This window comes from Rudaea sp. (genome assembly GCF_036560865.1).
Lineage (GTDB): Bacteria > Pseudomonadota > Gammaproteobacteria > Xanthomonadales > Rhodanobacteraceae > Rudaea.
This window is the reverse complement of sequence record NZ_DATBQK010000131.1, coordinates 49,933-71,726: the sequence shown is the minus strand read 5'-3', so window position 1 is coordinate 71,726 and position 21,794 is coordinate 49,933. Positions and strand designations below refer to the sequence as shown.

Sequence of the window (21,794 nt, the reverse complement as noted above, 5' to 3'; positions counted from 1 at the left end):
AGGCGAACTCAAACGAATTGCTCCGGACCGAATTGTTTCAGGAACAAACGAAACTGCTCGGCGATGAAATCCACGTGTGCGCCGAGGCGATGATCATCGCGCACCAGGGTGATCGAATCGCCGCGCGTTCGCGCGAATGCGAGCGCGGCGTCGACCGGACAGATCTCGTCGTCCCAGCCATGAATCAGTGCGGTCGGCACGCGCGCCGCATCGAAAGCGCGCGCATAGCCGGGAATCGCCACTGGCAACGCAATCAGGAACAGACCGACGCAGTTCAACTCCAGTGACGCAAGCGCTGAGCTGAACGCGCCCATGCTCGACCCGGCGAGAATCACCGGCCCACTCGCAGGCGCATGCGACTTGAGACGTGCGATGCGCGCGTCGATTTTATCGACGTCGTGCGGTGCATCGAGATCGCGATAGTCCGGACGCACGCTTTCAAAGCCGAGCGGCTTGGCGATCGCGGCCAAGGCGCTGACCTTGGTCGCGTCCGGACCGCTTTCGAGGCCGTGAGAGAGAATGATGAAGGGTTTCATACAACGATTATCGCATGGCACACTCAGTAACCTCTGCGGCCAGGGAAACTTTGATAATCTTTGCGTAACACAACCCGTTCGCCCTGAGGTATCGAAGGGCGATGTTCCTCAAACAATACCGTTTATGCTTCGATAACCTCAGCACGAACGGCACATGCGAGTTACTTCCTTGCCCATCGACCTTGCCATCCACGACTGGCCGCTGCCCTACGAAGCACGGTTGCACAAGCGTGCGCTCAGCGATATCGATTTGGTCGTAATCCACTGCACCGAGCTGCCCGACATGAAGACGACGCGCGAGTACGGCGAGCGCGTGCACTATCCGAATCTGGGTACCGGCAACAGCGGCCACTACTACATCGAGGAAAACGGCACGATCTACCGTTTTGTTGCGCCCGAGCGTGTGGCCAACCACACGGTCGGCTACAATACGCGTTCGATCGGCATCGAGATGTTCAACGTCGGCCGCTATCCGCACTGGGGCGACAGCAGGTACCAGGCGTTCACGGTACCGTATACAAAGGAACAAATAAACTCGTTGCTCGCGCTGTTGCGCAAGTTACGCGCGGGTATTCCGAGCCTGCGCTACATCAGCGGCCACGAAAACCTCGACCGCCGCCTCGAACCGGCCAGCGACGATCCGAAAATCCTGCTACCGCGCCGACAGGACCCGGGCCCGTTGTTTCCGTGGAACGAAATCGTGCCGGCGGCCGGGCTGGAAAAACTGGTGCCGTAACCGGCGATCACCTGCTCGCAAGGATCGTGGCTGTCGACTTGGCCGTGCGCGCCGCCCGGTTTCGCGAGTCGCAGCTATACTTCGCGCTGCCAATCACGGAGAACGTATGCCCAACCCCATCGTCACCGAACTGGTCGAACTGCTCGGGCTTGAGCGCCTCGAACACAATCTTTTCCGCGGTCAGAGCCGCGATATCGGTACGCGTTACGTGTTCGGCGGCCAGGTGCTCGGTCAGGCGTTGTCGGCGGCGCAGCAGACGGTCGGGGCCGAGCGCAGTGCACATTCGCTGCACGCCTACTTCCTGCGTGCGGGCGACATTGAAGCGCCGATCGTCTACAACGTCGAGCGTACGCGCGACGGCAAGAGTTTCTCCACGCGGCGCGTGATCGCAATTCAGCACGGCGAGCAGATTTTCAACTGCACGGTGTCGTTCCAGATTGCCGAGCCAGGCTTCGAACATCAGATGGCGATGCCGAATGTGCCGCAGGCCGACGACCTGCCGCCGCGCAAGTCGCTTCCGCCCGCGGAATTCGCCAAGCTGCCGCCCAAATTGCAGCGCTGGTTCGGCCGCAGCGGTCCATTCGAATTGCGTTATGTCGATCAGCGTGATGAGTTGAAGCCGGAAAAACGCCCGCCGCTGCAAAACGTCTGGTTCCGTCTCGTCGACCGCATTTCCGATTCGCCGGAGCTGCACCGCGCGATGCTTGCCTATGCGTCGGATTTCAATCTGATCGGTACGGCGATGCTGCCACACGGCATCTCGTTCCTGCAGAGCAATGTGCAGGTCGCGAGCCTGGATCATGCGATGTGGTTCCACCGCCCGTTCCGCGCCGACGACTGGCTGCTGTATTCCTGTGACAGCCCGACTGCACAAGGCGCCCGCGGCCTCGCCCGCGGCCAGATTTTTTCGACGGATGGCCGCCTCGTCGCATCGACCGTACAGGAAGGGATGATGCGCGTCGTCGACATCAAGCCGTCATGAGACAGATTTATACTTCGCAGCGCCTGCAGAACATCGACATGGTCGTCGCGATGATGGCCGAGGCTGGAATCCAGACCAGCGTGACCAACCGGCGCGTTTACGCCGGGCATGACTACAAGGGACCCAGCTATAGCGCCAGGGTCGATCCGGCGACATGGCCGCAGGTGTGGGTGGTGCGATCCGAGGACCAGCCGCGCGCGCGCGCATTGCTGCGCGACGCTGGCATCGAACCGCCCACGCGTTATGCCGACGAACTCGCGCAATCGCGCGAACCATCGCCCGAGCAGAGGCGAATCGCATTCAGTTGGCGTCTGCGCACCGTCCTGCTCGGCGCGATCGCGCTGATCATCCTGCTCAACTGGCTTGGCGTCCTGCATATTTTTTGAGCGCGCAGCTCCAAAGGAAAAGCCCCATGGCACGTAACAAGACCGCATTTCTGTTCGACCTCGACGGCACGCTGATCGACAGCGTCTATCAGCATGTGCTGGCGTGGAAATCCTCGCTCGATCAGGAAGGCATTCCGCTGTCGGTGTGGCGCATCCACCGCAAGATCGGCATGAGCGGCGGGCTGTTCGCCAATATCCTGTTGCGCGAAACGGGTTTCGACAATACGCCCGAGCGGCTCGATCGCCTGCGCGTGCGCCATGCCGAAGCGTACAAAGGCTTGTCCGCCAGCGTGCGTCCGCTGCCCGGCGCGCGCGAGCTGCTCGACTATCTGACCGATCAGGGCACGCCATGGGCGATCGCGACCAGCGGGCGCATGGAAACCGCTGGACACAATCTGGCCGCGCTCGGCGTCGATCCGAACAAGGTGCCCGTGGTCACCCGCGATCAGGTCAAATATGCCAAGCCAGACCCAGACCTGTTCCTGACCGCGGCCGATCGTCTCGGCGTCGATATCCGCGACTCACTCGTGCTCGGCGACAGTATCTGGGACATGATCGCCGCGCAGCGTGCGCGCGGCCTCGGCGTGGGTCTGTTGTCCGGTGGCTACGGTGAGGAAGAACTGCAAAGCGCCGGCGCGTTCCGCGTCTATGCCGATCCGGCGGATCTGCTCAAGCATATCGACGAGGTCGCCGCGCGGGCTTGATCGGATGCGATTTAGCACAGCCGCCAAATTCTCCTCCCCTTCAAGGGGGAGGCCGGGAGGGGGATGGTGTTACTGTCATGCGAACTGCGTCTGACCGGCACGCTTGACACCATCCCCACCCAGCCCTCCACTTGAAGGGGAGGGCTTTTGGGGAGGGCTTCACCGCGCTGATATAGAATGTGGGCATGAAGTCCGAAACCGTCCGCCTGTTTCAGACCCTGCCGCATCCCTGCGGCTATTTCGCCGAGCGCACTGCGCAGAATCTGGTGATCGATCCCGCGGCGCCGCATCTGCCGCGCATGTACGCGCATGCGCTCACGCGCGGATATCGCCGCGCCGGCGGGCATGTCTATCACCCGCAATGTCCGCAGTGCCGCGCCTGCGTGCCGGCGCGCGTCGCGGTCGTCGATTTCCGCGCGGATCGCAGCCAGCGCCGCTGCCTCAAGCGCAACAGCGATCTGGTCTTGAGCATCACGCCGGCGCGCTACAGCCACGAACATTTCGCCCTGTACCGACAATACCTCGACTCGCGCCACGCCGGTGGCGGCATGGACAATCCCGATCCGCAGGATTTCTCGCGCTTTCTGTACACCGCGTGGAGCCCGACCTGGTTTCTCGAATGGCGCAACGGCGAAGGCGATCTGCTCGCGGTCGCCGTCACCGACATCACCGCCAGCGGGCTGTCGGCGGTGTATACATTTTTCGATCCACGCGAGCATGCGCGCGGACTCGGCACGTATGCGATCCTGTGCCAGATCGAGCTCGCGCGGAAGCGGCAACTGCCGCATGTGTACCTGGGCTACTGGATTGCCGGACACGCGAAGATGCATTACAAGGCCCGCTTCCACCCGCTCGAACGGCTCACACCGGAGGGCTGGAAAGCCGAGCTGGATTCCGATCGCGGCGACCACGCCGCCAGTCAGGATTGAGATTTGCCCTCGCCTCTTGTCCGTTCGCCAAAGCCGAACGGCTCCTCGCTGTGCATCGACACGATGAGCTTGATGAAGGCGTTCGGCAGCATGAGTTCGGCTTCGATCGCCTTGTCGTCCTTACTGCGTCCCTGCACAGTCAGCTGGAAAAACGTGCCCGAAGTGTCGACCACGGAACACACGATGTGCGGCCCCACCGGAGGGATATCGGTGAGGTACGGCTTGATCGCTTCGCCGAGCGTCTCGATCGCCTGCGGGAACAGGAACACGGCGTAGTTGACGGTATCGTTCATGCGCTTTCGATCTCGTATGCGGTACGGAATTCTAGCGAAATACACATCGGCGATGCGCATGCGCGCACCGGTCGCATCGGCTATTCTTGCAGCCCACCATTGAATGCCGCAGACCGTCTATGCTCCGCCGCTTTGTCGCCCTGATCTTGACGGCCTGCGCTTGCGCCGCACAAGCCGCGCCCGCGGACGACGTGTGGATGAGCGTGCTGCTCAATGGCCGCAAGATCGGCAGCATGCACACCACGCGCAAGGTCGCCGGCAATCGCGTCGTGACGACCCAGAACATGAGCATCGAGATCCAGCGCGCCGGCTCCAAAGTTGCGCTCGCGACCGGCGAGACGGACGAAGAAACGAGCGACGGCAAACCGCTGAGGTTCGAATCGCGCACGAAAATCTCCGGCATCGAAAGCGTGCAGACCGGCGTCATCGGGACCGACGGCAAGCTCGATGTAGTCAGTCAGGTCGGCGGCGCGAAGCAGACGCACACGATGGCCTGGCCGCAAGGCGCCCTGCTGGCCGAAGGCCTGCGCCTGCAGGAAGAAAAAAATGGTTTCGCGCCGGGTAGGCATTACACCGCGTTGGCATTCCAGGCGGAGAATCTCGAAACGGTCGAAGTCGATTCGGTGGTCGGTGCGAGGGAGTGGGTCGATCTGCCTGAAGGCGAACGTGAACTGCTGAAGGTCGAGCAGACGGTCAAGCTTGGCGGCGCGCCGACGCAAACGATTTCCTGGATCGAAGCGGATCAGACCGTGCGCAAGTTGCTGGTGCCGATGATGGGTTATGAGTTGACCATGCTCGCCTGTTCGAAAGCCTGTGCGACCGCGCCGAATCAGTCCGCCGATATACTTATACACTCGCTGGTGCCCGCCACCCGCGCGCTCAGCGCGCAGGAGCGTGCGCACGGCATACGCCTGGAATTGAGTGCGATCGATACCAGCGGCGAACCCCTGCAATTCGCCAATACCGACGAACAGCAGGCGAAAACAAACGCGCGCTCGGTCGAATTGCGCATCGCGCCGCTTGCGGACGCTGCGCCGTCGCACGAGGACAAGCCCGTTGCGGCGGATACGCAGCCCAACGACTGGCTGCAAAGTACCGCGCCCGAAATCGTCAAGCTGGCGCGGCAAGGCGCCGGCGACGCAAAAACCGCGCGTGAGCAAATGCAGAACCTGGAGAATTTCGTGCGCAGCTTCATTCGCAAGAAGGATCTTTCAGTGGGTTACGCCTCGGCGCTGGAGGTGGCGAAGTACCCCGAGGGCGATTGCACCGAGCACGCGGTGTTGCTCGCCGCGCTCGGGCGCGCGCGCGGGATTCCGACCCGGGTTGTCGATGGTCTGGTTTATGTCGATCAATACGCCGGCCAGGAACACGTTTTCGTCCCGCACGCGTGGGCGCAGGCCTATGTCGACGGCAGCTGGCGCAGCTTCGATGCCGCCCTGCACGGTTTCGATGCGGGCCATATTGCGCTGTCGGTCGGCGATGGCGATCCGTGGCGTTTCTACGCCGGGTTCAATACGCTGGGACGTCTGCGCATCGATTCGGTCGACGTTATTCACTGATTGCACCATCGAATTAATATCGACGCGAAGATACTTTTTGTTCACATTGTTACGGGTACAGTCAGGGTTCAATCCACGCAAGGAGTTACAAGATGAGCGCAAGCACTGCGAAGTCCACGATCGACGCTGCCAACGACATCCACAACGGTGTGGATACCGCCGAACAGAAGCTCGACGACAATATCGACGCGCTCTCCGAGCGCATTGCAGAACTCGATAAGCAGCTGCGCCAGACCGGCGAGCTGTTGCTGCAGAACGCGAAAGTCCTCGGCGGCTCGGCGAGCAAGCAAATCCAGTTGCACCCGCTCGCGGCGTTCGGCGTCGCCTTCTTTGCCGGACTGACGGTCGCCAAGCTACTGCGTCGCTGACGCCAGCGACATGACGGGGACCGAACCAGCCACGGACAGCGCGCAGACCGATGTGCCCGCGGCGCCGACCGACGGCGCTTCGCTGACCGATGTCGCGCAGCACACCGCGGACTATGCGCGCGCGTGGGGTTCATTGCTGATCAGCGAAGCGACGTTGGCGAAGGCCAATCTTGTCCGCCTTCTGATCCTCGCTCTGATTGTGCCGGCATTGGCGCTGGGCATCCTGCTCAGTATCGATGCGCTGCTGGCCGCTCTGCTACACCGTTGGCTGCAGGATTGGAGCCTCGCGGTTTGCGGCGTGCTGTCGTTGAATATCATCGCACTGCTGGCCACGCTGATGCTCTTGCGCAGTTGGTGGCGCAGCCTGAGTCTGCCGCGCAGCCGCGCCGCCTTGTCGCGCTTCATCAAGGCTCTGCAATGACGAGCGCACGATCCGCAGCGGAGCGCGTGCGCACGGCACAAACCGAACTTGACATGGCGCATTTAACGCTCGTGCGCGATACGACTCCGATCAGGGCCTCGTTTCGCCGCCACCCGATCGCATGGATCGTCACCGGAGGTTTGCTCGGCGGATTCGCGTTGAGCTGGTTGCCGACACGGCTGTGGACAAAGATCGACGCAACAATTGCCGGCGGCGGTGCGCTGCTCGCGCGCTCGTTGCTCACACCACTGATTGTCGGGGCACTGAGTCCACGCACCGATTCAAGTATCAAGAAACAAGTTTAAATACGCATCTCAATTTATTGTTTATATTAAATATATACATTAAGGTGTGCTCGTACTTATCGGCACGACTCGCCTCAGGCATTGACAGATAGATATCATTTTGATATCTTTATTTCCACGCTACACATGGAGTCTGTCATGAACGAACGTCTGTATTCCGCCCCTTCCGGTATTCCCGCCCTGATCGGCCTGGTCGCCTTGGTGCTCGCCGATGCATTCTGGTTGATTTACTCGATTCAACACGCAATCGTGTGGAGCATTGTGGTCGCGGTTCTGCTCGGCATTGCCCTGATCATATCGCTCAGCGGCTTCTTCACCGTCGCACCGAACGAGGGCAAGGTGCTGCAATTCTTCGGCCGCTATGTCGGCACCGTACGCGACGCCGGGCCGCGCTGGACGAATCCTTTCTACAGCAAGCGTGGCGTGTCCTTGCGCGTGCGCAATTTCGAATCTTCCAAACTCAAGGTCAATGACCTCGATGGCAACCCGATCGAGATCGCCGCTGTCGTGGTCTGGCAGGTGGTCGATACCGCGGAAGCCCTGTTTCAGGTCAACGATTACGAGGACTTCATCCATATCCAGAGCGAATCGGCGCTGCGCGCGATGGCGACGAGTTACCCCTACGATTCGCACGATACCGGCGCACTGTCCCTGCGCAGTCACGGCAAGGAAATCTCCGAGCATCTGCAGCAGGAAATCCAGGAACGCCTGACCAGCGCCGGCATAAAGGTGATCGAGGCGCGCATCACTCATCTCGCCTTCGCCCCGGAAATTGCGCAAGCCATGCTGCAGCGCCAGCAAGCCAGCGCAATTATTGCTGCGCGCACGCGCATCGTCGAAGGCGCGGTGACCATGGTCGAGATGGCCCTGGAACAACTGGCCGCGCGCAACGTCGTCAACCTCGACGAGGAGCGCAAGGCGGCGATGGTCAGCAATCTACTGGTCGTGCTTTGCGGCGAACGCGGCACGCAGCCGATCGTCAACACCGGCACTTTGTACAGTTGATCCGGAGACGACCATGTCGGCTCAACTCATCGGACTTGTGGTCAGCCTCGTCGGCGGTGGGCTGATCCTCACGATCGCGATCCTGATTCGCATTCGCGGCCCCTTCGGCCTGGTCAAGAACGTCGATTGGGAGCGCGTCAGCGACCCGCAGGCGCTGGGAGATTACGTCAGCCTGATCATGACCCTGATGGGAGCGGTGGTTGCATCGTACGGCGTTTTGTCCTACGCGTTTCACGGCGACATGCAGTCTCGCAAAATCGGGCATTTCGTGTTCGTGGTTCTGATGATCATCTTCGGCCTTGCACTATGGCTGGGTCAACAACGCTATCAAGACAAGCCGCGTCGCGATGGCCGCCGATAAAAAAGCCTACCCGTTGCGCATCAGCACCGACGTGCTAGATGCCGTGCAGCACTGGGCCGACGACGAGTTGCGCAGCGTGAATGCGCAAATCGAATATGTGCTGCGCGATGCGTTGCGCAAGGCCGGGCGCATCAAACACATCGATTCCGCAGCGCGGAAAGACCCCATCGGGGAAACATGAGCGATCAGCCCTATCAGCTCCGACCGGTTCTACATTTTCGCATCGCGCTGCTGTTGGCCGCCACTGGTGTGGTCGCGGTGTTGCTGCTGATGCCGTATCTGTTTTCGGTTATGCCGCAGCTTGCGGTCAGAACCTCACTCTCCCTTCCCGTGTTCGCCGCGATCCAATCGCTGCAAGAAGGTGTGCTGCTCCTGATGCTCGGATGGGCTGGCCTGCGCCTCGGTTACGCCAACCATCTCGACGCGCCACTATTGCGCCGATGGTTACGAGCAGGTCCAGAGAACCCCCTGTCGTCGCACTGGACTGTGTCGATCGCTCTCGGTCTCGCAGTCGGCATGGTTGTTCTACTTTTGCTCCACGCGTTTGCAGCGCTGTCATCTGATACGGGGCTGACTGCATACAATGGACCGGTATGGTGGAAAGGGCTGCTCGCTTCGTTCTACGGTGGCTTCGTCGAAGAAGTACAGTGCCGTCTGTTTCTGGTCTCACTGCTGGTCTGGCTAGGGGCGCGCACGCGGAGCACAAGCGTACCCGGTACTGGCATTTACTGGATTGCCATCGTTCTAGCCGCTGTCATTTTTGGCATTGGCCATCTGCCAATTTTGGCGCAAACGACGGTGCTTACTACCGGATCTGTCCTTAGCACGATCGGGCTCAATGCACTGTGCGGTGTCGTATTTGGATGGCTGTTCTGGCGACATGGGCTGGAACACTCCATGCTGGCCCATTTCAGCACCGATCTCGTCCTCCACGTGGTCGCGCCGGCGTTCGGCTAGAACAAGCGCCTCCACGATCTCGTCGAGCGTATGCTTGCGCCAACTTCATCCACTGCCCGCCCATGAACGCACGTACCGCCACCGCTGACGACAAGCCGGCCACGCCCGCCCGTGCCATGGCGACTGCGATCCATGCCGCGATCGAGACGGCACACGCGCTTGGCGTCCCCCATGACTACGCCCGCGCGCACGCGCTCAAGCGCATACGCGAACCCAAGCACCTTGCCTTCATCGGCCACGACACACAGAGCCGTCCGCAATGGCTAGCGCCCCACGCAGCGCGCGCGTGGATGCGCATGCGCGACGCAGCTGTGCGCGAGAGCGTGGAGTTGCAGATCATCTCGGCGTTCCGCGGTGTCGAACATCAGCTCGGCATTGTCCGGCGCAAACTCGAACACGGTCTGTCGATGCATGAAATCCTGCGCGTCAGCGCCGCACCCGGTTACAGCGAACATCATTCGGGGCGCGCGTTGGATATCACGGCGCCGGGTTTTGCCGCGCTTGAGGAAGAGTTCGAGAACTCTTCGGCGTTTGCCTGGCTATCCGCCAACGCGCAGCACTATGGATTCCATCTCAGTTATCCGCGCCACAACCCGCACGGTATCGCGTATGAACCGTGGCATTGGTGCTGGCAGTCTGCGCGTCGCGCACGCTAGTGCGTTTTACGTTTTGCACTGCGCAAAAATGCGACCGCGAGCAACAGCCAGCCAGCGATCAGTGCGATGCCGCCGAAAGGCGTGATCGCACCGACAAGGTGTGGCGCACCGAGCGCCAACGCATACAGACTGCCGCAAAAGAGCACGACGCCAACAACGAAAGCCGTCGCGCTTGCGTGCAGCCAGCGCGGTGCCGCATTACTTGACTGCGCGATCGCAAGCAAGGCCAATGCATGCCAGAACTGGTAGTCGACGGCGGTGCGCCAGACCTGCAGCGCCGCGTCGTCCAGACGTCCGCGCAACGCATGCGCACCGAACGCGCCGAGAGCGACTGCGAGTGCGCCCATGCATGCGGCGAGCACCGTGAAACCGCGCATCAGGGCGACGGTTTGGGTGTCGGTTTGACCATCGGCGCGCGGCTGGTCTGCCCCGTTGGTTGAAGTCCAGGCGGCTTGCCGCCGGGGACTGCCTTCTGCACGATCGGCTTCAACATATCGTCCACGCTCTTGTTGAAGTTCGCGAACGCGTAGGCCGGTACGGTGAACGTCCAACCGGCGAAGGTCTTGTTCAGATCTTCGACGACTTTCGTCGCTGCAGCCAGACGCTCGCTGCGGTCTTTCGCCGGATCGATCAGAGATGGCGGCCTGGCCACATCGGCCTCGGCCTTCGCGATCGCGGCGTCATCGCCTTTCGCTTCGACAACCTTGAGCTTTGCGGCCGCGACTGCGGTTTCATAGGTGGCCTTCGCCACGGCCTGCTCGGCGGTGATATCCGCGTCGAGCTGTGCCGCGTCGTTCGACGCGACCAGTTGCAGCGCATTCTTGCCGTCCGCATCCCAGGCCTTCACGTCGACGACGGTGCCACCGAATGCGAGGTAGTGCACTTTGTACACTTTGTCCGGTGCGGCGAGATCGTGTGCGGCGGCGACATCGTCGATGCGCAGGTTCGCCAGGCCCGAACCGAGGCTGTTGGCGACATAGTCCGAGGCAAGCTCGCGGCCTTTGGGCACATCGGCAACAAGGAAATTAGCGTCGGCCGACTGTGCCTTGGCCACACGCAGGACTTTCCCTTCCAGATTGGTCAGCACGACTTCCTTGATGCGGCCCGCATCGATATCGATGAGATCGTGCTTGAGCCAACCGGCGGGGCTTTTCTCGGCCAGCAGATTGCCGCTCGCCAGCAGGCTCTGCGCTTCGCCATCGCGGCGCACGAAGGTGCCGCCGCCGCCCGCGCCGTTGTACAGGCCAAGGATAAATTTGAGCGGTTGCTTCAATCCGCCGATCGCCACTTGCACGCCTTTCGCGTCCTTGCCGGCGACATCGTCCACGCCCAGATCGGCATAGCGCTTGGGATTTGCGGTTTTTTCCTCGAGCACCGTCGCGTCGGCGAGCTTGAGCAGGAATTCGCGCAGCTTGGCAAGGTCGGCGGGATAACTGGATTTTTCCACAATGTGCCATCCGTCGGCGCCGCGCTTGAGCGTGACCAGCACCTTGTCGCCGGCGCCGCTCAGCGCTATCGAATCGACGTTGTTCACCTGATCGCGCAGGCCAGGGAGCAGCAGTCTGCCTTGCGCCGAACCTTCGATCGCAGGACGGTTCGCGCTGCTGATCCAGGTCGCCGCGACCACCGCAACGGCGGCAACCGCGGCAAGTGTATAAAGAGTCTTCGCATTCATGTTCGCACTCCTCAAACCGCGCGCCGCTGGCGTTTCCACCAGGCGAAGCCGAGCGCGAGCAAGGTGATCAGCAAAGGCATCAGGCCGATATTTATCAGCTTCAGGCGCGTGCCCAGCGCATCGATGCGGTCGTCGAGGCCGCGTCGCACCTGGCGCAGCTCCTTGCGGATCGAGACCTTCTGATCCTGGAATTTCTGCAGCTCGGCCTTTTGCTCGGGCGAGAGGATCATTTCGTTTTCCTTGGCCTTGCCGCTCTGCAGCTCGGTCAACCGGCGCTCGGTGTCGGCGAGCTTGGTTTGCAGGTCGCGCTCCTTGTCATGGAAACTCTCCTCGGCCGCGCGGCGCATATCCTCGACCGTGGTGAACGGGCGTTGCGAGGTGGCGCGGCCGCGGATCGAAATCAGGTCCGACGAACCACCGAGGTTGTCCACGGCATTGACGATGAAGTCACCGTTGTTGGCGAACGCGTTCATGACCTGCTGGCCGAAGAACGGCTGCACCTGCACCCAGAGCCGGTTGCTCAGAATATCGGTGTCGGCGACGAGGATAATTTCCGCGTTGTCCTTGGCTTCGGCGAGATGGCCGGGTTCGTTGCGCTCCGGAAACGCACTCGTGAACTTGCCTTCCAGACGCCCGGCGACCACGAACGGCTGCGAGCCGTCGGGTTTGTAGTCGACCAGCAGCTGGCTCGGATCGGGCAGGAACTTCACCCTTTCACTCGGCACCGACATCGCATCGGCGCTGGTCTGGATCAACGGCGTCAGCTTGTTTTTAGAATCCTTGGCCAGAGCAAAAAACCCCGCGGTCGACACGTTGATCGATTGCAGCGTCGCCGTGGTCACGTCGGTCGGATTGAGATCGCGTTTGGTGAAGCCGAGGATCGCCGCATGGCGCACGGGCGGCGCGCCCTGGGTCATCGTGATCTGCAGCGCATGTTCGCGGTCGAGCACGACTTTCTTCGGGTCGTAGTCGATGCCCCAGGCCTTGAACAGTTTGGGCAGGTCGGACGACTTGTCCGCGAACATCGCCGCCTGCGGATTGTTCGGGTCGGCGCCGCTGTCGTCGGCTTCGGCAACGGGGTCGACGAATACCAGCAGATGGCCACCGCGCAGCACGAACTGGTCGATGGCGTATTGCGCATCGTCGCTGAGCGACTTCGGATGCACGAGCACAACGACATTGATGTCCTTGTCGATCGCCTTGAGGGAGGCTGCGGTCAAGGTGCGTACTTCGAACAGTTGATCGAGCTGCTGCTGGATCGCCCAAGGCTGGCGCATCTGCCGCGTCGCTGCGTCGAAACCCGCGCCCATCGGCAGGCTCGTGATCAGGCCGACCGCGGGTTTCTTCGGCATCGACAGCTCGTGAATCATCTTGGCGATGTCGTATTCGAGAAAGCTTTCCTTGCTCGGATCGACGATCGGCATCACCGATTTGCCATTGGTCGAATTGGTACCGACGAGACCGAGGAAAATATTCGCCCCGCCCGGCCCCCACGGCAGCGCCTGCAGGCCGAACCCGGTCGCGCGATCCTCTTCTTCCGAGAACGGCAGCGGATCGATCGTCTCGACGCGCAACTTGCCGCCTGCGCGCGCGGCCATCTCCGTCAGCATCTCGCGCACGCGCGGCGCGTAGTTGCGCAGCGTGGCGGCTTCGGGCTGCGAACTCTCGGCCGCGGCCTTGTCGGAGAAGAACAGGGTCAGATGAATCGGTTCCTCGATCGAGGCAAGTATGTTTTTCGTTCCCTGCGACAGGGTATACAAATGGTTCTGGGTCAGGTCCAAGCGTGCGCCGCGCAGCAGCGTATTGCTGATCAGGATCACGGCGACGAGCAGTACGGCGAGCACGGCGAGTGCACCGACGGTAAGGAGTTTGCGGTTGGAATTCATCTCTGTGCGCCCTTCAATCGGCTTTCTTAAGGTCGATCACCACCGCGCTGGCATACAGCCAGAATGCGATGGTCAGCAGAAAATAGACCAGGTCGCGCAGATCGATCACGCCCTTGGCGATCGCGCTGAAATGCGCGAGGAAACTCAAACCGGAGATCGCATCGACCAGCCCTTGCGGCGCCCACGCGCTGAAGAAATTCAGCACCAGCGGAAACCCGGCGAGCAGGAACAGGAAGCACACGACCACGGTGAGAATGAAGGCGATCACCTGGTTGCGCGTACATGCCGAGATGCACGAACCGATCGCGAGAAATGCACCGGCCATCAGAAAGCTGCCGAGGTAGCTGGCGAAGATCACGCCGTTGTCCGGCGAGCCGAGATAGTTGACTGTGATCCAGATCGGAAACGTCAGCGTCAACGCGATGCCGATGAACGCCCACGCCGCGAGAAACTTGCCGGCCACCGCCTGCCACATCGTCAGCGGCAAGGTAAGCAGCAATTCGATCGTGCCGCTCTTGCGTTCCTCCGACCATAGACGCATGCCCACGGCGGGCACGAGGAACAGATACAGCCACGGATGGAAATTGAAGAACGACAGCAGATCGGCCTGGCCGCGCTCGAAGAAGTTGCCCAGATAAAACGTGAAGGCGCCCGCGAGCAGCAGGAAGATCACAATGAAAACGTAGGCCACGGGCGTGGCAAAGTAGCTCGCCAGCTCGCGTTTGAACACAGTAACTATCGCGCTCACGCTTCACCTCCGGTCGCGCGTGTCGAAATCGCGGCACAAGGATGTGCCGCCCGTGCAAGCGGATACGCTTGCGTCGCAAGCACGTAGCCCGGCTTGGCCGGGCTCGTGCTGGGCAATGTTGTGGCAGGATGCCCAACATCGCCCATATCAAGTATCGCCGCTCTCATACGCGCGCCTCCTCGGCCGGTACGTCTTCGCCCAGATCGCCGTGCGTGATCGTGCGGAACACTTCGTCCATGCGCCCGGATTCGAGTTGCAGTTCGCTGACTTCGATGCCCTGCGCGCGCAGCAGCTCGCTGATCGGCGTGAAGATGTGGCGTCCCGGTTTTGGAATCGCGGTCAGGCGATGGGTCTGCGCGTCGATCTCGACCGCGGCGACATCGGCGATGCGCGACAGCGCTTCCTTCGCCGCGGCGACATTGCTCGTGGTCAGCGACACCGCCTGGTGATAGCGCGAGCGCGCTTCGAGTTCGGCCGGCGTGGCGTCGGCGAGTATCCTGCCGCGCGCGATGATCACTGCGCGGCTGCACACGGCCTGCACTTCCTCGAGGATATGCGTGGACACGACGATGGTCTTGTCCTTGGCCATCGCGTTGATCAGGCTGCGCACTTCGAATTTCTGGTTCGGATCCAGACCGTCGGTCGGCTCATCGAGAATCAGCACGGCCGGATCGTGGACCAGAGCCTGAGCCAGGCCGACGCGACGCCGAAAGCCCTTCGACAGAGTCTCGATCGATTGCTCGAGCACGCTGTGCAAGTGCAGACGCTCGATCACATCCTCGACGCGCTGCGCGCGCCGAGCGCCGGAGAGTCCGCGCACATCGGCGACGAAATTGAGAAACCGGCGCGGAGTCATCTCGCCATAGCTGGGTGCGCCTTCGGGCAGATAGCCCAGCACACGTTTGGCTGCGAGCGGTTCGTTCACCACATCGTGGCCGCAGACGCTGGCGCTGCCCGAGGTGGGTGCGAGGAAGCCCGCGATCATCTTCATCGTGGTCGACTTGCCCGCGCCATTCGGGCCGAGGAAGCCGAGCACCTGGCCCGGCTCCACCTTGAAGGAAATGCCGTTCACGGCGGCGAGGTCGCCGTAACGTTTGCTCAATTGACGGGTTTCAATCATGCGCTAATTCCATTTTTCGTTGAGTCGGGTTCGAGAAAGTCCTGCCGTTCGGGTGGGACATGCGCAGTGCAACGTGGCGCGCATCCTCTCACGACGAGACGACAGGAGTTTTCAGGTTGCGTGCGAAACGCAGGCCCAGCGACAAATACCGCAGAGGCGCGAAAAAGTTCCCTGAGCAGCGCGTGGCCGGCGAATCGAGGCGCCAAGGACAGCGCGGCGCGGACAGGGTCGACCCGTGTCCGCGCCGCGGCGAAAGATCACTGCTGGATCTGTACCGGCAGATAGACGACGAACGACTGGTTGTCCTCGGCCGCTTGGGGATCGGGCGTGGTCAGTTCGTCGTAGAAACGCCCCGGTCCCTGCGAACTTTCATCGAAGATGTAGCCATGCGTATACGCATACGCCTTGAGCAGCAGCCGTACCAGCGGCAACTGCGCGGGCGAGCCGGTGAACGAATTGGTCAGTGCCTTGCCACCATAGGATTGGCCGGTCTTGACCGGGTCGACCAGCGTAAGATCGGTGTTGCGATCGACCGGCAGCGCGATATCGAACTCGTAGTTCTCGTCGCCCCAGTTTGTGGTCACGGTCATGCGCGGACCGGTGACGCTGAGGTTGTTTTTCTTGACCGCGGCCTGGATCGCGGTGAGCGCCTTGTCGGTCGCGTCAGCGACATCGTCGAGTGTGCGCTTGGCCTGAGTCGACACGAACAGGATGGGTCTTGCAGCCACATCCTTGAGTTCGAAGTTCTGATCCTTGTAGTCGACGTTGGGGATCGTCGTCAGCAGTTTTTCGAGTTCGGTCAGGTGCAATTGAATCTGCGTGGCCGGATCGCCGCCCAGATACAGGCCGGAATAGCGCGCCAGCAGATCCCAGCCGTAGTCGACGTCGTAGCCGAGCGTGACCTTGACAGTCTTGCCGTTTTCCGCCGGCTCGATATCGAACGTGTAGATCTTGTTGGTGCCCTTCCAGTTGTTGTCGATTGCCCAGCGCACCTGCTTGTCCTGCACCGGGTCGGGAATGATCGTGAGGCTGCCGTTGCCGACGCGCCCATCGCCGCTCACCCAGTTGATCTTGGCGCCGGAGCCGCGCTCGGGACCGTAGTAATCGAAACGCACGCGCGGATCGTAAGCGCGCACCGCGGCCCAGGAAGGATAAGTGCGGAAGCCGTCCAGCACATCGTAAATCTGCCGCACCGGCGAGCTCAATGTGATGGCGCGATCGGTATGCCGATGATCGGGCAGTGCGATGGCGAACACGATCGCGAGGACAAAAACGATGATGAGGGCAACGAAAATCTCAACCAGGCGTATCATCCTATTTCTCTCCAAAATTGAACCGGCCAACTGCGTTGCACCCCGGCGCAGCGCAGCCGTCCAAGCATTCGGACCAGAGCGGGGAACCGCAGCACGGGCCAACTGTCTGCCTTGGACGTCGACCGAATGTTACTTGCAAATTTCCGCAATGGCTATCGCCAAAGTGGGAAACGGGAAACCGGTAGCGAGCGCTGCCCTCCCCGCCCCTAACCTGGCCTTATACGATGCCGATCTCGAAGGCCTTGAGCACGGCCCGGGTACGGTCGCGCACGCCGAGTTTGGAGAGGATATTGGAGACGTGATTCTTCACCGTGCCTTCGGCCACGTTCAGCGAATTGGCGATTTCCTTGTTGCTGTAGCCGCCGGCCATCAGGCGCAGGATCTCGGTCTCGCGTTCGGTCAGCGGGTCGGGTCGGTCGAGGCTGGTGAAATCGTTGTGCATGCGTTCCAGGCCCGAAAGCAGGCGCTGGGTCACCACCGGCGCCACCAGCGAGCCGCCGGCCGCGACCGCCTTCACCGCGTCGACCAGTTGATCGAGCGACACGTCCTTGAGCAGATAGCCGCGCGCGCCGGCCTTGAGGCCTGCGAGCACCAGCTGGTCGTCGTCGAACGTGGTCAGGATGATCGTCGGCGGCAGGGCGTTGCGCGCCGCCAGCGCGTTGAGTACATCGAGCCCGGACATGCCGGGCATGCGCATGTCGAGCAGGACCACATCGGGCTTCGCCTGCGGAATGATCTCGACCGCCTGCGCGCCGTCGACGGCTTCGCCGACGACACGGATTTCGTCGGACAATTCGAGCAGCGAACGAATGCCCTGGCGCACCAGAGTCTGGTCGTCGACCAGACAAACCGAAATCACTTTCGTCGATTGCATGGGTACCGAAGTCATCGGGCGGCCTCCAGCGGCAGCCAAGCGTCGAGCGCAAAACCCTGATCGCGCGCGGTCTTGATGTTGAGGCGCCCGCCGACCTGGGCCAGGCGCTCGCGCATGCCATTGAGGCCGTTGCCCTGCTGGATCGCCAGCGCGCCGCGGCCGTCGTCATGTGCATGAATTGCCAGTTCGTTCGCCTCGGTGCGTTCGCAGCACAGCCACAGATTGCGCGCGCCGGCGTGACGCACCGTGTTGGTGATGATCTCCTGCGCGCAACGCAACAGCACCTGCGCGCGCAGCGGGTCGTCGACCGCGAAGCGTGGCGGCAGGTCGAGGTGGATCGCCAGACCCGGCACGCCTTCGACCAGGGTTTTCAACGCCTCGGTCAGGTCGATGTTGTCGTCCTCGCGCAGCTGGCTGACGACTTCGCGCACGTCGGACAACAACAGTTTGGCCACGGTCTGCGCCTGGCGCACATGCTCCTGCGCCGTGCCGTTGACCATGTGGCTGGCGACTTCGAGATTCAGGCTCAGCGCAGTCAGATGATGGCCGACCAGATCGTGCAGTTCGCGCGAAATGCGTACGCGCTCGGCGATGCGGCTCGATTCGGTGAGCAAGGTGCGTGTCGCGCGCAATTCGGAATTCAGGCGGCGCTGCTCCTCGCGCGAATCCGCCTGCTGCTTGGCGACCAGCGAGGTGACATAGGTGAAACCGGAAAAGCCCAGATACAGCGCGGACTGCACGACCGACTGGAACAGCGTTGAGTCGAGCCAGGCGACGAAGACCGGCATCAGGGTGAAACTCTGCAGGAACACCCAGGCGACACCAGACCAGAACGGCAGCATCCACGGCACGACACCGGCGATCAGCAGCATGAGCACGCCACTGATGCCACTATGGCTGAACCAGCCGATCGCGAACGTGGCCAGATTCATGATGACCAGATACGGAATGCGGCGCATGCCGGCGTTGCGCTTGCCCAGATCGCGTGTCGCCAGCCAATACGCCACGCCGAACACGAAGTACGCCAGACACCAGGCGAGGTGCTCGTTCGATCCGGTTTCGATTTCCGGCGCGCGCCAGTACACGCTCAGCAGCGGCACACCGGTGCAGGCAAAGGTGAACAACCCCGCATAACGCAGCAACTGGATGTGGTTGAGCAAGGGCAGGCGCATGCGCGCATGATAGAACCGATTGCCCGCGCTGCACCATGCTGCAAGTCACCCCGACCAGGGCGGTTGTAGCGCGAACAATTGACCGATCGCGGCGGCTTGCCGCGCAAACTTCACTGGCGGCGTGCGTCTTGCTTCACGAATCGACTGCGGCAGGCTCGCGCCGGCTCTCACTTTTCCTTAACAAAACAGCCATCGCTTCGTCATGGCCACGCGCACCGACGCATGCAATAATATGCGCCATTATTTCGTGCGCATCCGCGGCGCGCGCCCGCACAGTGGAGCTGTACCTGCATGTCCATAACCATCCGCGATGTCCGCGAACACGAACTCGATTCGGTACTCGCGCTCAACAACGCCGCCGGCTCCACCATCCTGCCGCTGGACTCGACCAGCGTGCGCAAGTTTTACGACGAGGCGGCTTATTTCCGCGTTGCCGAAGCTGAGGATCACCTCGCGGGCTTTCTCATCGGCCTGCGCGAGAATGCCGATTACGGCAGCGACAATTTTCTGTGGTTCCGCGACCACTATCCGGAATTCCTCTACATCGACCGCATCGTGGTCGCCCGCCCCTATCGTGGTGCGGGCCTCGGCCGCGTGTTCTATGCGGACGTGACCAGCTTCGCCGAAGTGCGCGTGCCGCTGCTCGCCTGCGAAGTATTTCTTGAGCCGCGCGACGATATCGCCCTGCTCTTTCACGGCACTTACGGATTTCACGAAGTCGGCCAGCAGACCATGGCGAACGTCGAGCGTCGCGTCAGCCTGCTCGCCAGAGATATGTGCAGCTTCACTTACGTGCGCGATACCTATCTCACCAGCGCCACGACGGGGCTGCCCAGCCAGCCTTGGCTTGCCGAGCGCGCGCACGGCATCAGCACGCCACAAGCGCGCAGCGCCTGATCTGCGTCTGTTCGCTGCGCACAACGCGAGTCTGACGGCGCGATAGCGGTTTGCGTATGCTGACGCTTGGCGATATCGATTCCGATGCGGCAGCCGCCCTGCTCGCCTGCTACGGCATCGCGGTCGAGCACATCGGCGACGACCTGGCGATTCCCGGCAGCTACTGGGGCGAGCCCGAAGCCGGCGTCATTGGTGAAAAAGTATACGCACGCAGAGATACGCCCTTGCATTCGCTGCTGCACGAGGCCTGCCATCTGATCGTGGCGCCGGCGGATCGGCGTGACCGGATTCATACCGACGCATCCGATTCGCAGGCCGAGGAAGACGCAGTCTGCTATCTGCAGATCGTACTTGCGGATTTCTTTCCCGGTGTCGGCCGCGAGAGCCTGATGCGCGATATGGATGAATGGGGCTACACGTTCCGTCTTGGCAGCGCCAGCGAGTGGTTCGACCACGATGCGCAAGACGCGCGCGCGTGGCTGGGTGAGCGCGGACTGCTGCCGATCGGGGTCCCGCCAGCGTCAATCGCTGTTTGATCCGACCACGGACACGATTTCCGCGTCGACGGCAACGGCGGAATCCCGCTTGGAAATCGTGCGATACCAGCGCCAACCGACAAAGCCAAGCACGCAGAACGCGGCCGAGGCAAGCGCGAGATGCAGCGCGCTGTCCGCGAGCAAAGGACCGAGCATGCCCGCAAGCAGCGCGCTGAAGGTCAGCATGATGAACGCCTGCACCGATGACGCGCCGCCGCGATAGCGTGGAAAGCGGTCGAGCACGAGCAGGTTGAGCGTCGGTGCGATCAGATTGATGCCGATTGCGCCGAGACCGATCGGCAGCACCGCCCACGGCACGCGCGCGGGCTGCACGAATTCGGCGATGCCGATATTGAGCAGCGCCGCAAGCAGCATGATGGAATAGCCGGCGCCGACCAGCACGCGCATGCTGACGCGCCCGGCCAGACGTCCGGCGAGGATCGCACCGAGCACCAGGCCGCTGATCGCCGGCACGAACAGCCATGGAAAATGGTTCTGGTCCAGATGCAGGATGGACAGAATGAACGGCGGCGCGCAGACGACATACAGGAACAAGGCTGCCGAGTTGAATGTCAGCGCAAGCGCAAGCGCGTGGAATTGGCTGTCGGACAGAATCGTGCGATAGCTGGCGAGCAGATTTGCCGGCGAGAACCGATGACGCTGCGCAACCGGATGCGTCTCCGGCAGCACGATCAGACACAGCCCGATCAACGCAAGCGTGAATGCCGCGAGCGTCCAGAACAAGGCATGCCAGCCGCCCCATGCAACCAGCCACGCGCCGATCACCGGCGCGAGCGCCGGCGCGACGCCGAAAATCATGCTGATCTGCGCCATCAGTTTTTGCGCAAGATGGCCATCGAAACAATCGCGCACGATCGCACGGCCGACGATCAAGCCGACGCCGGCGCTCATGCCCTGTGCCGCGCGGAACACGAGCAGCTCGGACATCGACTGCGCCAGCGCGCAACCGATCGTCGCAAGCAGGAACACGGCGAGGCCGCCGAGGATCACCGCGCGCCTGCCCCAGGCATCGGAAAAGGCGCCGACGAACAGCGACAACCCCGCATACGCGAACAGGTACACGCTGATCGTCTGCTGCATCGCCAGCGGGCTCGCATTGAACTGCTGCGCTATTGCCGGGAACGCGGGGAAAATGGCGTCGATGCAGAACGGTCCGAACATCGCCAGCGCGGCGAGCAGACCCGCCAGTGCCGTGCGGTGTGGGATGGTTTGTCGGGACATCGGGATGGTCGCAGAGCGATGCGCAGCGTCTCTTGCGCCACTCGCCGGCATCATACGCAGAATCCGCGTGGCGCGCCCGCGATATGCCCAGTGCGGCGTGCGCCCTTGCCGTGCTGGCCGTAACCCATGACTT

General features: G+C 62.1%; 27 protein-coding genes. 16 read left to right on the top strand and 11 right to left on the bottom strand.

Going from position 1 to position 21,794, the window contains the following annotated elements:
* Positions 1–8 precede the first annotated feature (8 nt).
* Positions 9–536 carry an alpha/beta hydrolase gene (locus VIE67_RS13010; RefSeq protein ID WP_332026870.1) on the bottom strand — a complete coding sequence of 176 codons (528 nt, stop codon included), beginning with the start codon at positions 534–536 and terminating at the stop codon, positions 9–11.
* 175 nt (positions 537–711) lie between these two features.
* On the opposite strand from VIE67_RS13010, the gene VIE67_RS13005 reads away from it, so the two are divergent.
* From VIE67_RS13005 to VIE67_RS12985, 5 genes are all read left to right on the top strand, one after another.
* Positions 712–1,272, top strand: coding sequence for an N-acetylmuramoyl-L-alanine amidase (locus tag VIE67_RS13005; protein WP_414707367.1), 561 nt, complete (start codon positions 712–714; stop codon positions 1,270–1,272).
* 106 nt (positions 1,273–1,378) lie between these two features.
* Positions 1,379–2,254 carry an acyl-CoA thioesterase II gene (gene tesB / locus VIE67_RS13000; protein ID WP_332026868.1) on the top strand — a complete coding sequence of 292 codons (876 nt, stop codon included), beginning with the start codon at positions 1,379–1,381 and terminating at the stop codon, positions 2,252–2,254.
* On the top strand, positions 2,251–2,640 hold the full coding sequence (locus VIE67_RS12995; protein WP_332026867.1) for a putative signal transducing protein: 390 nt from the start codon (positions 2,251–2,253) through the stop codon (positions 2,638–2,640). Before tesB ends, VIE67_RS12995 begins: the two co-directional genes overlap by 4 nt.
* Positions 2,641–2,666: 26 nt before the next feature.
* Positions 2,667–3,344, top strand: coding sequence for an HAD family hydrolase (locus VIE67_RS12990; protein WP_332026866.1), 678 nt, complete (start codon positions 2,667–2,669; stop codon positions 3,342–3,344).
* 185 nt (positions 3,345–3,529) lie between these two features.
* On the top strand, positions 3,530–4,273 hold the full coding sequence (locus tag VIE67_RS12985) for an arginyltransferase (protein ID WP_332026865.1): 744 nt from the start codon (positions 3,530–3,532) through the stop codon (positions 4,271–4,273).
* On the opposite strand, the gene VIE67_RS12980 is transcribed toward VIE67_RS12985, so the two are convergent.
* A complete protein-coding gene (locus tag VIE67_RS12980) occupies positions 4,264–4,566 on the bottom strand; it encodes a hypothetical protein (protein WP_332026864.1) in 303 nt (100 codons plus the stop codon). The two genes, VIE67_RS12985 and VIE67_RS12980, sit on opposite strands and share 10 nt — an antisense overlap.
* A 119-nt stretch (positions 4,567–4,685) precedes the next feature.
* On the opposite strand from VIE67_RS12980, the gene VIE67_RS12975 reads away from it, so the two are divergent.
* From VIE67_RS12975 to VIE67_RS12935, 9 genes are all read left to right on the top strand, one after another.
* Positions 4,686–6,125 carry a transglutaminase-like domain-containing protein gene (locus VIE67_RS12975; protein ID WP_332026863.1) on the top strand — a complete coding sequence of 480 codons (1,440 nt, stop codon included), beginning with the start codon at positions 4,686–4,688 and terminating at the stop codon, positions 6,123–6,125.
* A gap of 92 nt (positions 6,126–6,217) precedes the next feature.
* Complete coding sequence (locus tag VIE67_RS12970) at positions 6,218–6,493, top strand: hypothetical protein (RefSeq protein WP_332026862.1); 276 nt, start codon at positions 6,218–6,220, stop codon at positions 6,491–6,493.
* A 10-nt stretch (positions 6,494–6,503) separates the two neighbouring features.
* The gene (locus tag VIE67_RS12965) at positions 6,504–6,914 is read left to right on the top strand and encodes a hypothetical protein (RefSeq protein ID WP_332026861.1); all 411 of its coding nucleotides are present in this window, start codon (positions 6,504–6,506) and stop codon (positions 6,912–6,914) included.
* Entirely contained in the window at positions 6,911–7,219 is a 309-nt protein-coding gene (locus VIE67_RS12960; RefSeq protein ID WP_332026860.1) for a hypothetical protein, read from the top strand. Before VIE67_RS12965 ends, VIE67_RS12960 begins: the two co-directional genes overlap by 4 nt.
* 138 nt (positions 7,220–7,357) lie before the next feature.
* Positions 7,358–8,224 carry an SPFH domain-containing protein gene (locus VIE67_RS12955; RefSeq protein ID WP_332026859.1) on the top strand — a complete coding sequence of 289 codons (867 nt, stop codon included), beginning with the start codon at positions 7,358–7,360 and terminating at the stop codon, positions 8,222–8,224.
* Positions 8,225–8,237: 13 nt separating this feature from the next.
* Complete coding sequence (locus tag VIE67_RS12950; RefSeq protein WP_332026858.1) at positions 8,238–8,585, top strand: hypothetical protein; 348 nt, start codon at positions 8,238–8,240, stop codon at positions 8,583–8,585.
* Positions 8,572–8,766 (top strand): type II toxin-antitoxin system antitoxin, encoded by a 195-nt coding sequence (locus tag VIE67_RS12945; protein ID WP_332026857.1) that lies wholly within the window; start codon positions 8,572–8,574, stop codon positions 8,764–8,766. Before VIE67_RS12950 ends, VIE67_RS12945 begins: the two co-directional genes overlap by 14 nt.
* Positions 8,763–9,542 (top strand): CPBP family intramembrane glutamic endopeptidase, encoded by a 780-nt coding sequence (locus VIE67_RS12940; RefSeq protein ID WP_332026856.1) that lies wholly within the window; start codon positions 8,763–8,765, stop codon positions 9,540–9,542. The genes VIE67_RS12945 and VIE67_RS12940 overlap by 4 nt, the downstream gene beginning before the upstream one ends.
* Positions 9,543–9,604: 62 nt before the next feature.
* Positions 9,605–10,198 (top strand): M15 family metallopeptidase, encoded by a 594-nt coding sequence (locus VIE67_RS12935; RefSeq protein ID WP_332026855.1) that lies wholly within the window; start codon positions 9,605–9,607, stop codon positions 10,196–10,198.
* On the opposite strand, the gene VIE67_RS12930 is transcribed toward VIE67_RS12935, so the two are convergent.
* The 8 genes from VIE67_RS12930 to VIE67_RS12895 all read right to left on the bottom strand — a co-directional run bounded on the left by VIE67_RS12930 (position 10,195) and on the right by VIE67_RS12895 (position 18,986).
* Positions 10,195–10,575, bottom strand: coding sequence for a DUF423 domain-containing protein (locus VIE67_RS12930; RefSeq protein WP_332026854.1), 381 nt, complete (start codon positions 10,573–10,575; stop codon positions 10,195–10,197). The genes VIE67_RS12935 and VIE67_RS12930 overlap by 4 nt on opposite strands.
* On the bottom strand, positions 10,575–11,873 hold the full coding sequence (locus VIE67_RS12925) for a DUF4340 domain-containing protein (protein WP_332026853.1): 1,299 nt from the start codon (positions 11,871–11,873) through the stop codon (positions 10,575–10,577). Before VIE67_RS12925 ends, VIE67_RS12930 begins: the two co-directional genes overlap by 1 nt.
* A gap of 11 nt (positions 11,874–11,884) precedes the next feature.
* On the bottom strand, positions 11,885–13,759 hold the full coding sequence (locus tag VIE67_RS12920) for a Gldg family protein (RefSeq protein ID WP_332026852.1): 1,875 nt from the start codon (positions 13,757–13,759) through the stop codon (positions 11,885–11,887).
* Positions 13,760–13,772: 13 nt separating this feature from the next.
* Complete coding sequence (locus VIE67_RS12915) at positions 13,773–14,507, bottom strand: ABC transporter permease (protein WP_332026851.1); 735 nt, start codon at positions 14,505–14,507, stop codon at positions 13,773–13,775.
* A 163-nt stretch (positions 14,508–14,670) separates the two neighbouring features.
* Entirely contained in the window at positions 14,671–15,627 is a 957-nt protein-coding gene (locus tag VIE67_RS12910) for an ABC transporter ATP-binding protein (RefSeq protein WP_332026850.1), read from the bottom strand.
* A 257-nt stretch (positions 15,628–15,884) separates the two neighbouring features.
* Positions 15,885–16,940, bottom strand: a complete 1,056-nt coding sequence (locus VIE67_RS12905) for a hypothetical protein (RefSeq protein ID WP_332026849.1) — start codon at positions 16,938–16,940, stop codon at positions 15,885–15,887.
* Between the two features lie 217 nt (positions 16,941–17,157).
* Positions 17,158–17,799, bottom strand: coding sequence for a response regulator (locus tag VIE67_RS12900; protein WP_332026877.1), 642 nt, complete (start codon positions 17,797–17,799; stop codon positions 17,158–17,160).
* 26 nt (positions 17,800–17,825) lie between these two features.
* Entirely contained in the window at positions 17,826–18,986 is a 1,161-nt protein-coding gene (locus tag VIE67_RS12895) for a sensor histidine kinase (RefSeq protein WP_332026848.1), read from the bottom strand.
* Positions 18,987–19,277: 291 nt separating this feature from the next.
* Between VIE67_RS12895 and VIE67_RS12890 the strand changes: the two genes are divergently transcribed.
* Together VIE67_RS12890 and VIE67_RS12885 are read left to right on the top strand one after the other, a co-directional pair.
* Positions 19,278–19,883 (top strand): GNAT family N-acetyltransferase, encoded by a 606-nt coding sequence (locus tag VIE67_RS12890; protein WP_332026847.1) that lies wholly within the window; start codon positions 19,278–19,280, stop codon positions 19,881–19,883.
* 56 nt (positions 19,884–19,939) lie between these two features.
* Complete coding sequence (locus VIE67_RS12885) at positions 19,940–20,419, top strand: hypothetical protein (protein ID WP_332026846.1); 480 nt, start codon at positions 19,940–19,942, stop codon at positions 20,417–20,419.
* Here the strand turns inward: VIE67_RS12885 and VIE67_RS12880 are convergent.
* A complete protein-coding gene (locus tag VIE67_RS12880; RefSeq protein ID WP_332026845.1) occupies positions 20,405–21,661 on the bottom strand; it encodes a multidrug effflux MFS transporter in 1,257 nt (418 codons plus the stop codon). The two genes, VIE67_RS12885 and VIE67_RS12880, sit on opposite strands and share 15 nt — an antisense overlap.
* Between the last annotated feature and the right edge of the window lie 133 nt (positions 21,662–21,794).

What these genes read in the sequence shown, in the direction of transcription:
- VIE67_RS13010 (WP_332026870.1), bottom strand. Translation starts at nt 536, where the DNA reads ATGAAACCCTTCATCATTCTCTCTCACGGCCTCGAAAGCGGTCCGGAC.
- tesB (WP_332026868.1), top strand. Translation starts at nt 1,379, where the DNA reads ATGCCCAACCCCATCGTCACCGAACTGGTCGAACTGCTCGGGCTTGAG.
- VIE67_RS12995 (WP_332026867.1), top strand. Translation starts at nt 2,251, where the DNA reads ATGAGACAGATTTATACTTCGCAGCGCCTGCAGAACATCGACATGGTC.
- VIE67_RS12990 (WP_332026866.1), top strand. Translation starts at nt 2,667, where the DNA reads ATGGCACGTAACAAGACCGCATTTCTGTTCGACCTCGACGGCACGCTG.
- VIE67_RS12985 (WP_332026865.1), top strand. Translation starts at nt 3,530, where the DNA reads ATGAAGTCCGAAACCGTCCGCCTGTTTCAGACCCTGCCGCATCCCTGC.
- VIE67_RS12980 (WP_332026864.1), bottom strand. Translation starts at nt 4,566, where the DNA reads ATGAACGATACCGTCAACTACGCCGTGTTCCTGTTCCCGCAGGCGATC.
- VIE67_RS12975 (WP_332026863.1), top strand. Translation starts at nt 4,686, where the DNA reads ATGCTCCGCCGCTTTGTCGCCCTGATCTTGACGGCCTGCGCTTGCGCC.
- VIE67_RS12970 (WP_332026862.1), top strand. Translation starts at nt 6,218, where the DNA reads ATGAGCGCAAGCACTGCGAAGTCCACGATCGACGCTGCCAACGACATC.
- VIE67_RS12965 (WP_332026861.1), top strand. Translation starts at nt 6,504, where the DNA reads ATGACGGGGACCGAACCAGCCACGGACAGCGCGCAGACCGATGTGCCC.
- VIE67_RS12960 (WP_332026860.1), top strand. Translation starts at nt 6,911, where the DNA reads ATGACGAGCGCACGATCCGCAGCGGAGCGCGTGCGCACGGCACAAACC.
- VIE67_RS12955 (WP_332026859.1), top strand. Translation starts at nt 7,358, where the DNA reads ATGAACGAACGTCTGTATTCCGCCCCTTCCGGTATTCCCGCCCTGATC.
- VIE67_RS12950 (WP_332026858.1), top strand. Translation starts at nt 8,238, where the DNA reads ATGTCGGCTCAACTCATCGGACTTGTGGTCAGCCTCGTCGGCGGTGGG.
- VIE67_RS12945 (WP_332026857.1), top strand. Translation starts at nt 8,572, where the DNA reads ATGGCCGCCGATAAAAAAGCCTACCCGTTGCGCATCAGCACCGACGTG.
- VIE67_RS12940 (WP_332026856.1), top strand. Translation starts at nt 8,763, where the DNA reads ATGAGCGATCAGCCCTATCAGCTCCGACCGGTTCTACATTTTCGCATC.
- VIE67_RS12935 (WP_332026855.1), top strand. Translation starts at nt 9,605, where the DNA reads ATGAACGCACGTACCGCCACCGCTGACGACAAGCCGGCCACGCCCGCC.
- VIE67_RS12930 (WP_332026854.1), bottom strand. Translation starts at nt 10,575, where the DNA reads ATGCGCGGTTTCACGGTGCTCGCCGCATGCATGGGCGCACTCGCAGTC.
- VIE67_RS12925 (WP_332026853.1), bottom strand. Translation starts at nt 11,873, where the DNA reads ATGAATGCGAAGACTCTTTATACACTTGCCGCGGTTGCCGCCGTTGCG.
- VIE67_RS12920 (WP_332026852.1), bottom strand. Translation starts at nt 13,759, where the DNA reads ATGAATTCCAACCGCAAACTCCTTACCGTCGGTGCACTCGCCGTGCTC.
- VIE67_RS12910 (WP_332026850.1), bottom strand. Translation starts at nt 15,627, where the DNA reads ATGATTGAAACCCGTCAATTGAGCAAACGTTACGGCGACCTCGCCGCC.
- VIE67_RS12905 (WP_332026849.1), bottom strand. Translation starts at nt 16,940, where the DNA reads ATGATACGCCTGGTTGAGATTTTCGTTGCCCTCATCATCGTTTTTGTC.
- VIE67_RS12895 (WP_332026848.1), bottom strand. Translation starts at nt 18,986, where the DNA reads ATGCGCCTGCCCTTGCTCAACCACATCCAGTTGCTGCGTTATGCGGGG.
- VIE67_RS12890 (WP_332026847.1), top strand. Translation starts at nt 19,278, where the DNA reads ATGTCCATAACCATCCGCGATGTCCGCGAACACGAACTCGATTCGGTA.
- VIE67_RS12885 (WP_332026846.1), top strand. Translation starts at nt 19,940, where the DNA reads ATGCTGACGCTTGGCGATATCGATTCCGATGCGGCAGCCGCCCTGCTC.
- VIE67_RS12880 (WP_332026845.1), bottom strand. Translation starts at nt 21,661, where the DNA reads ATGTCCCGACAAACCATCCCACACCGCACGGCACTGGCGGGTCTGCTC.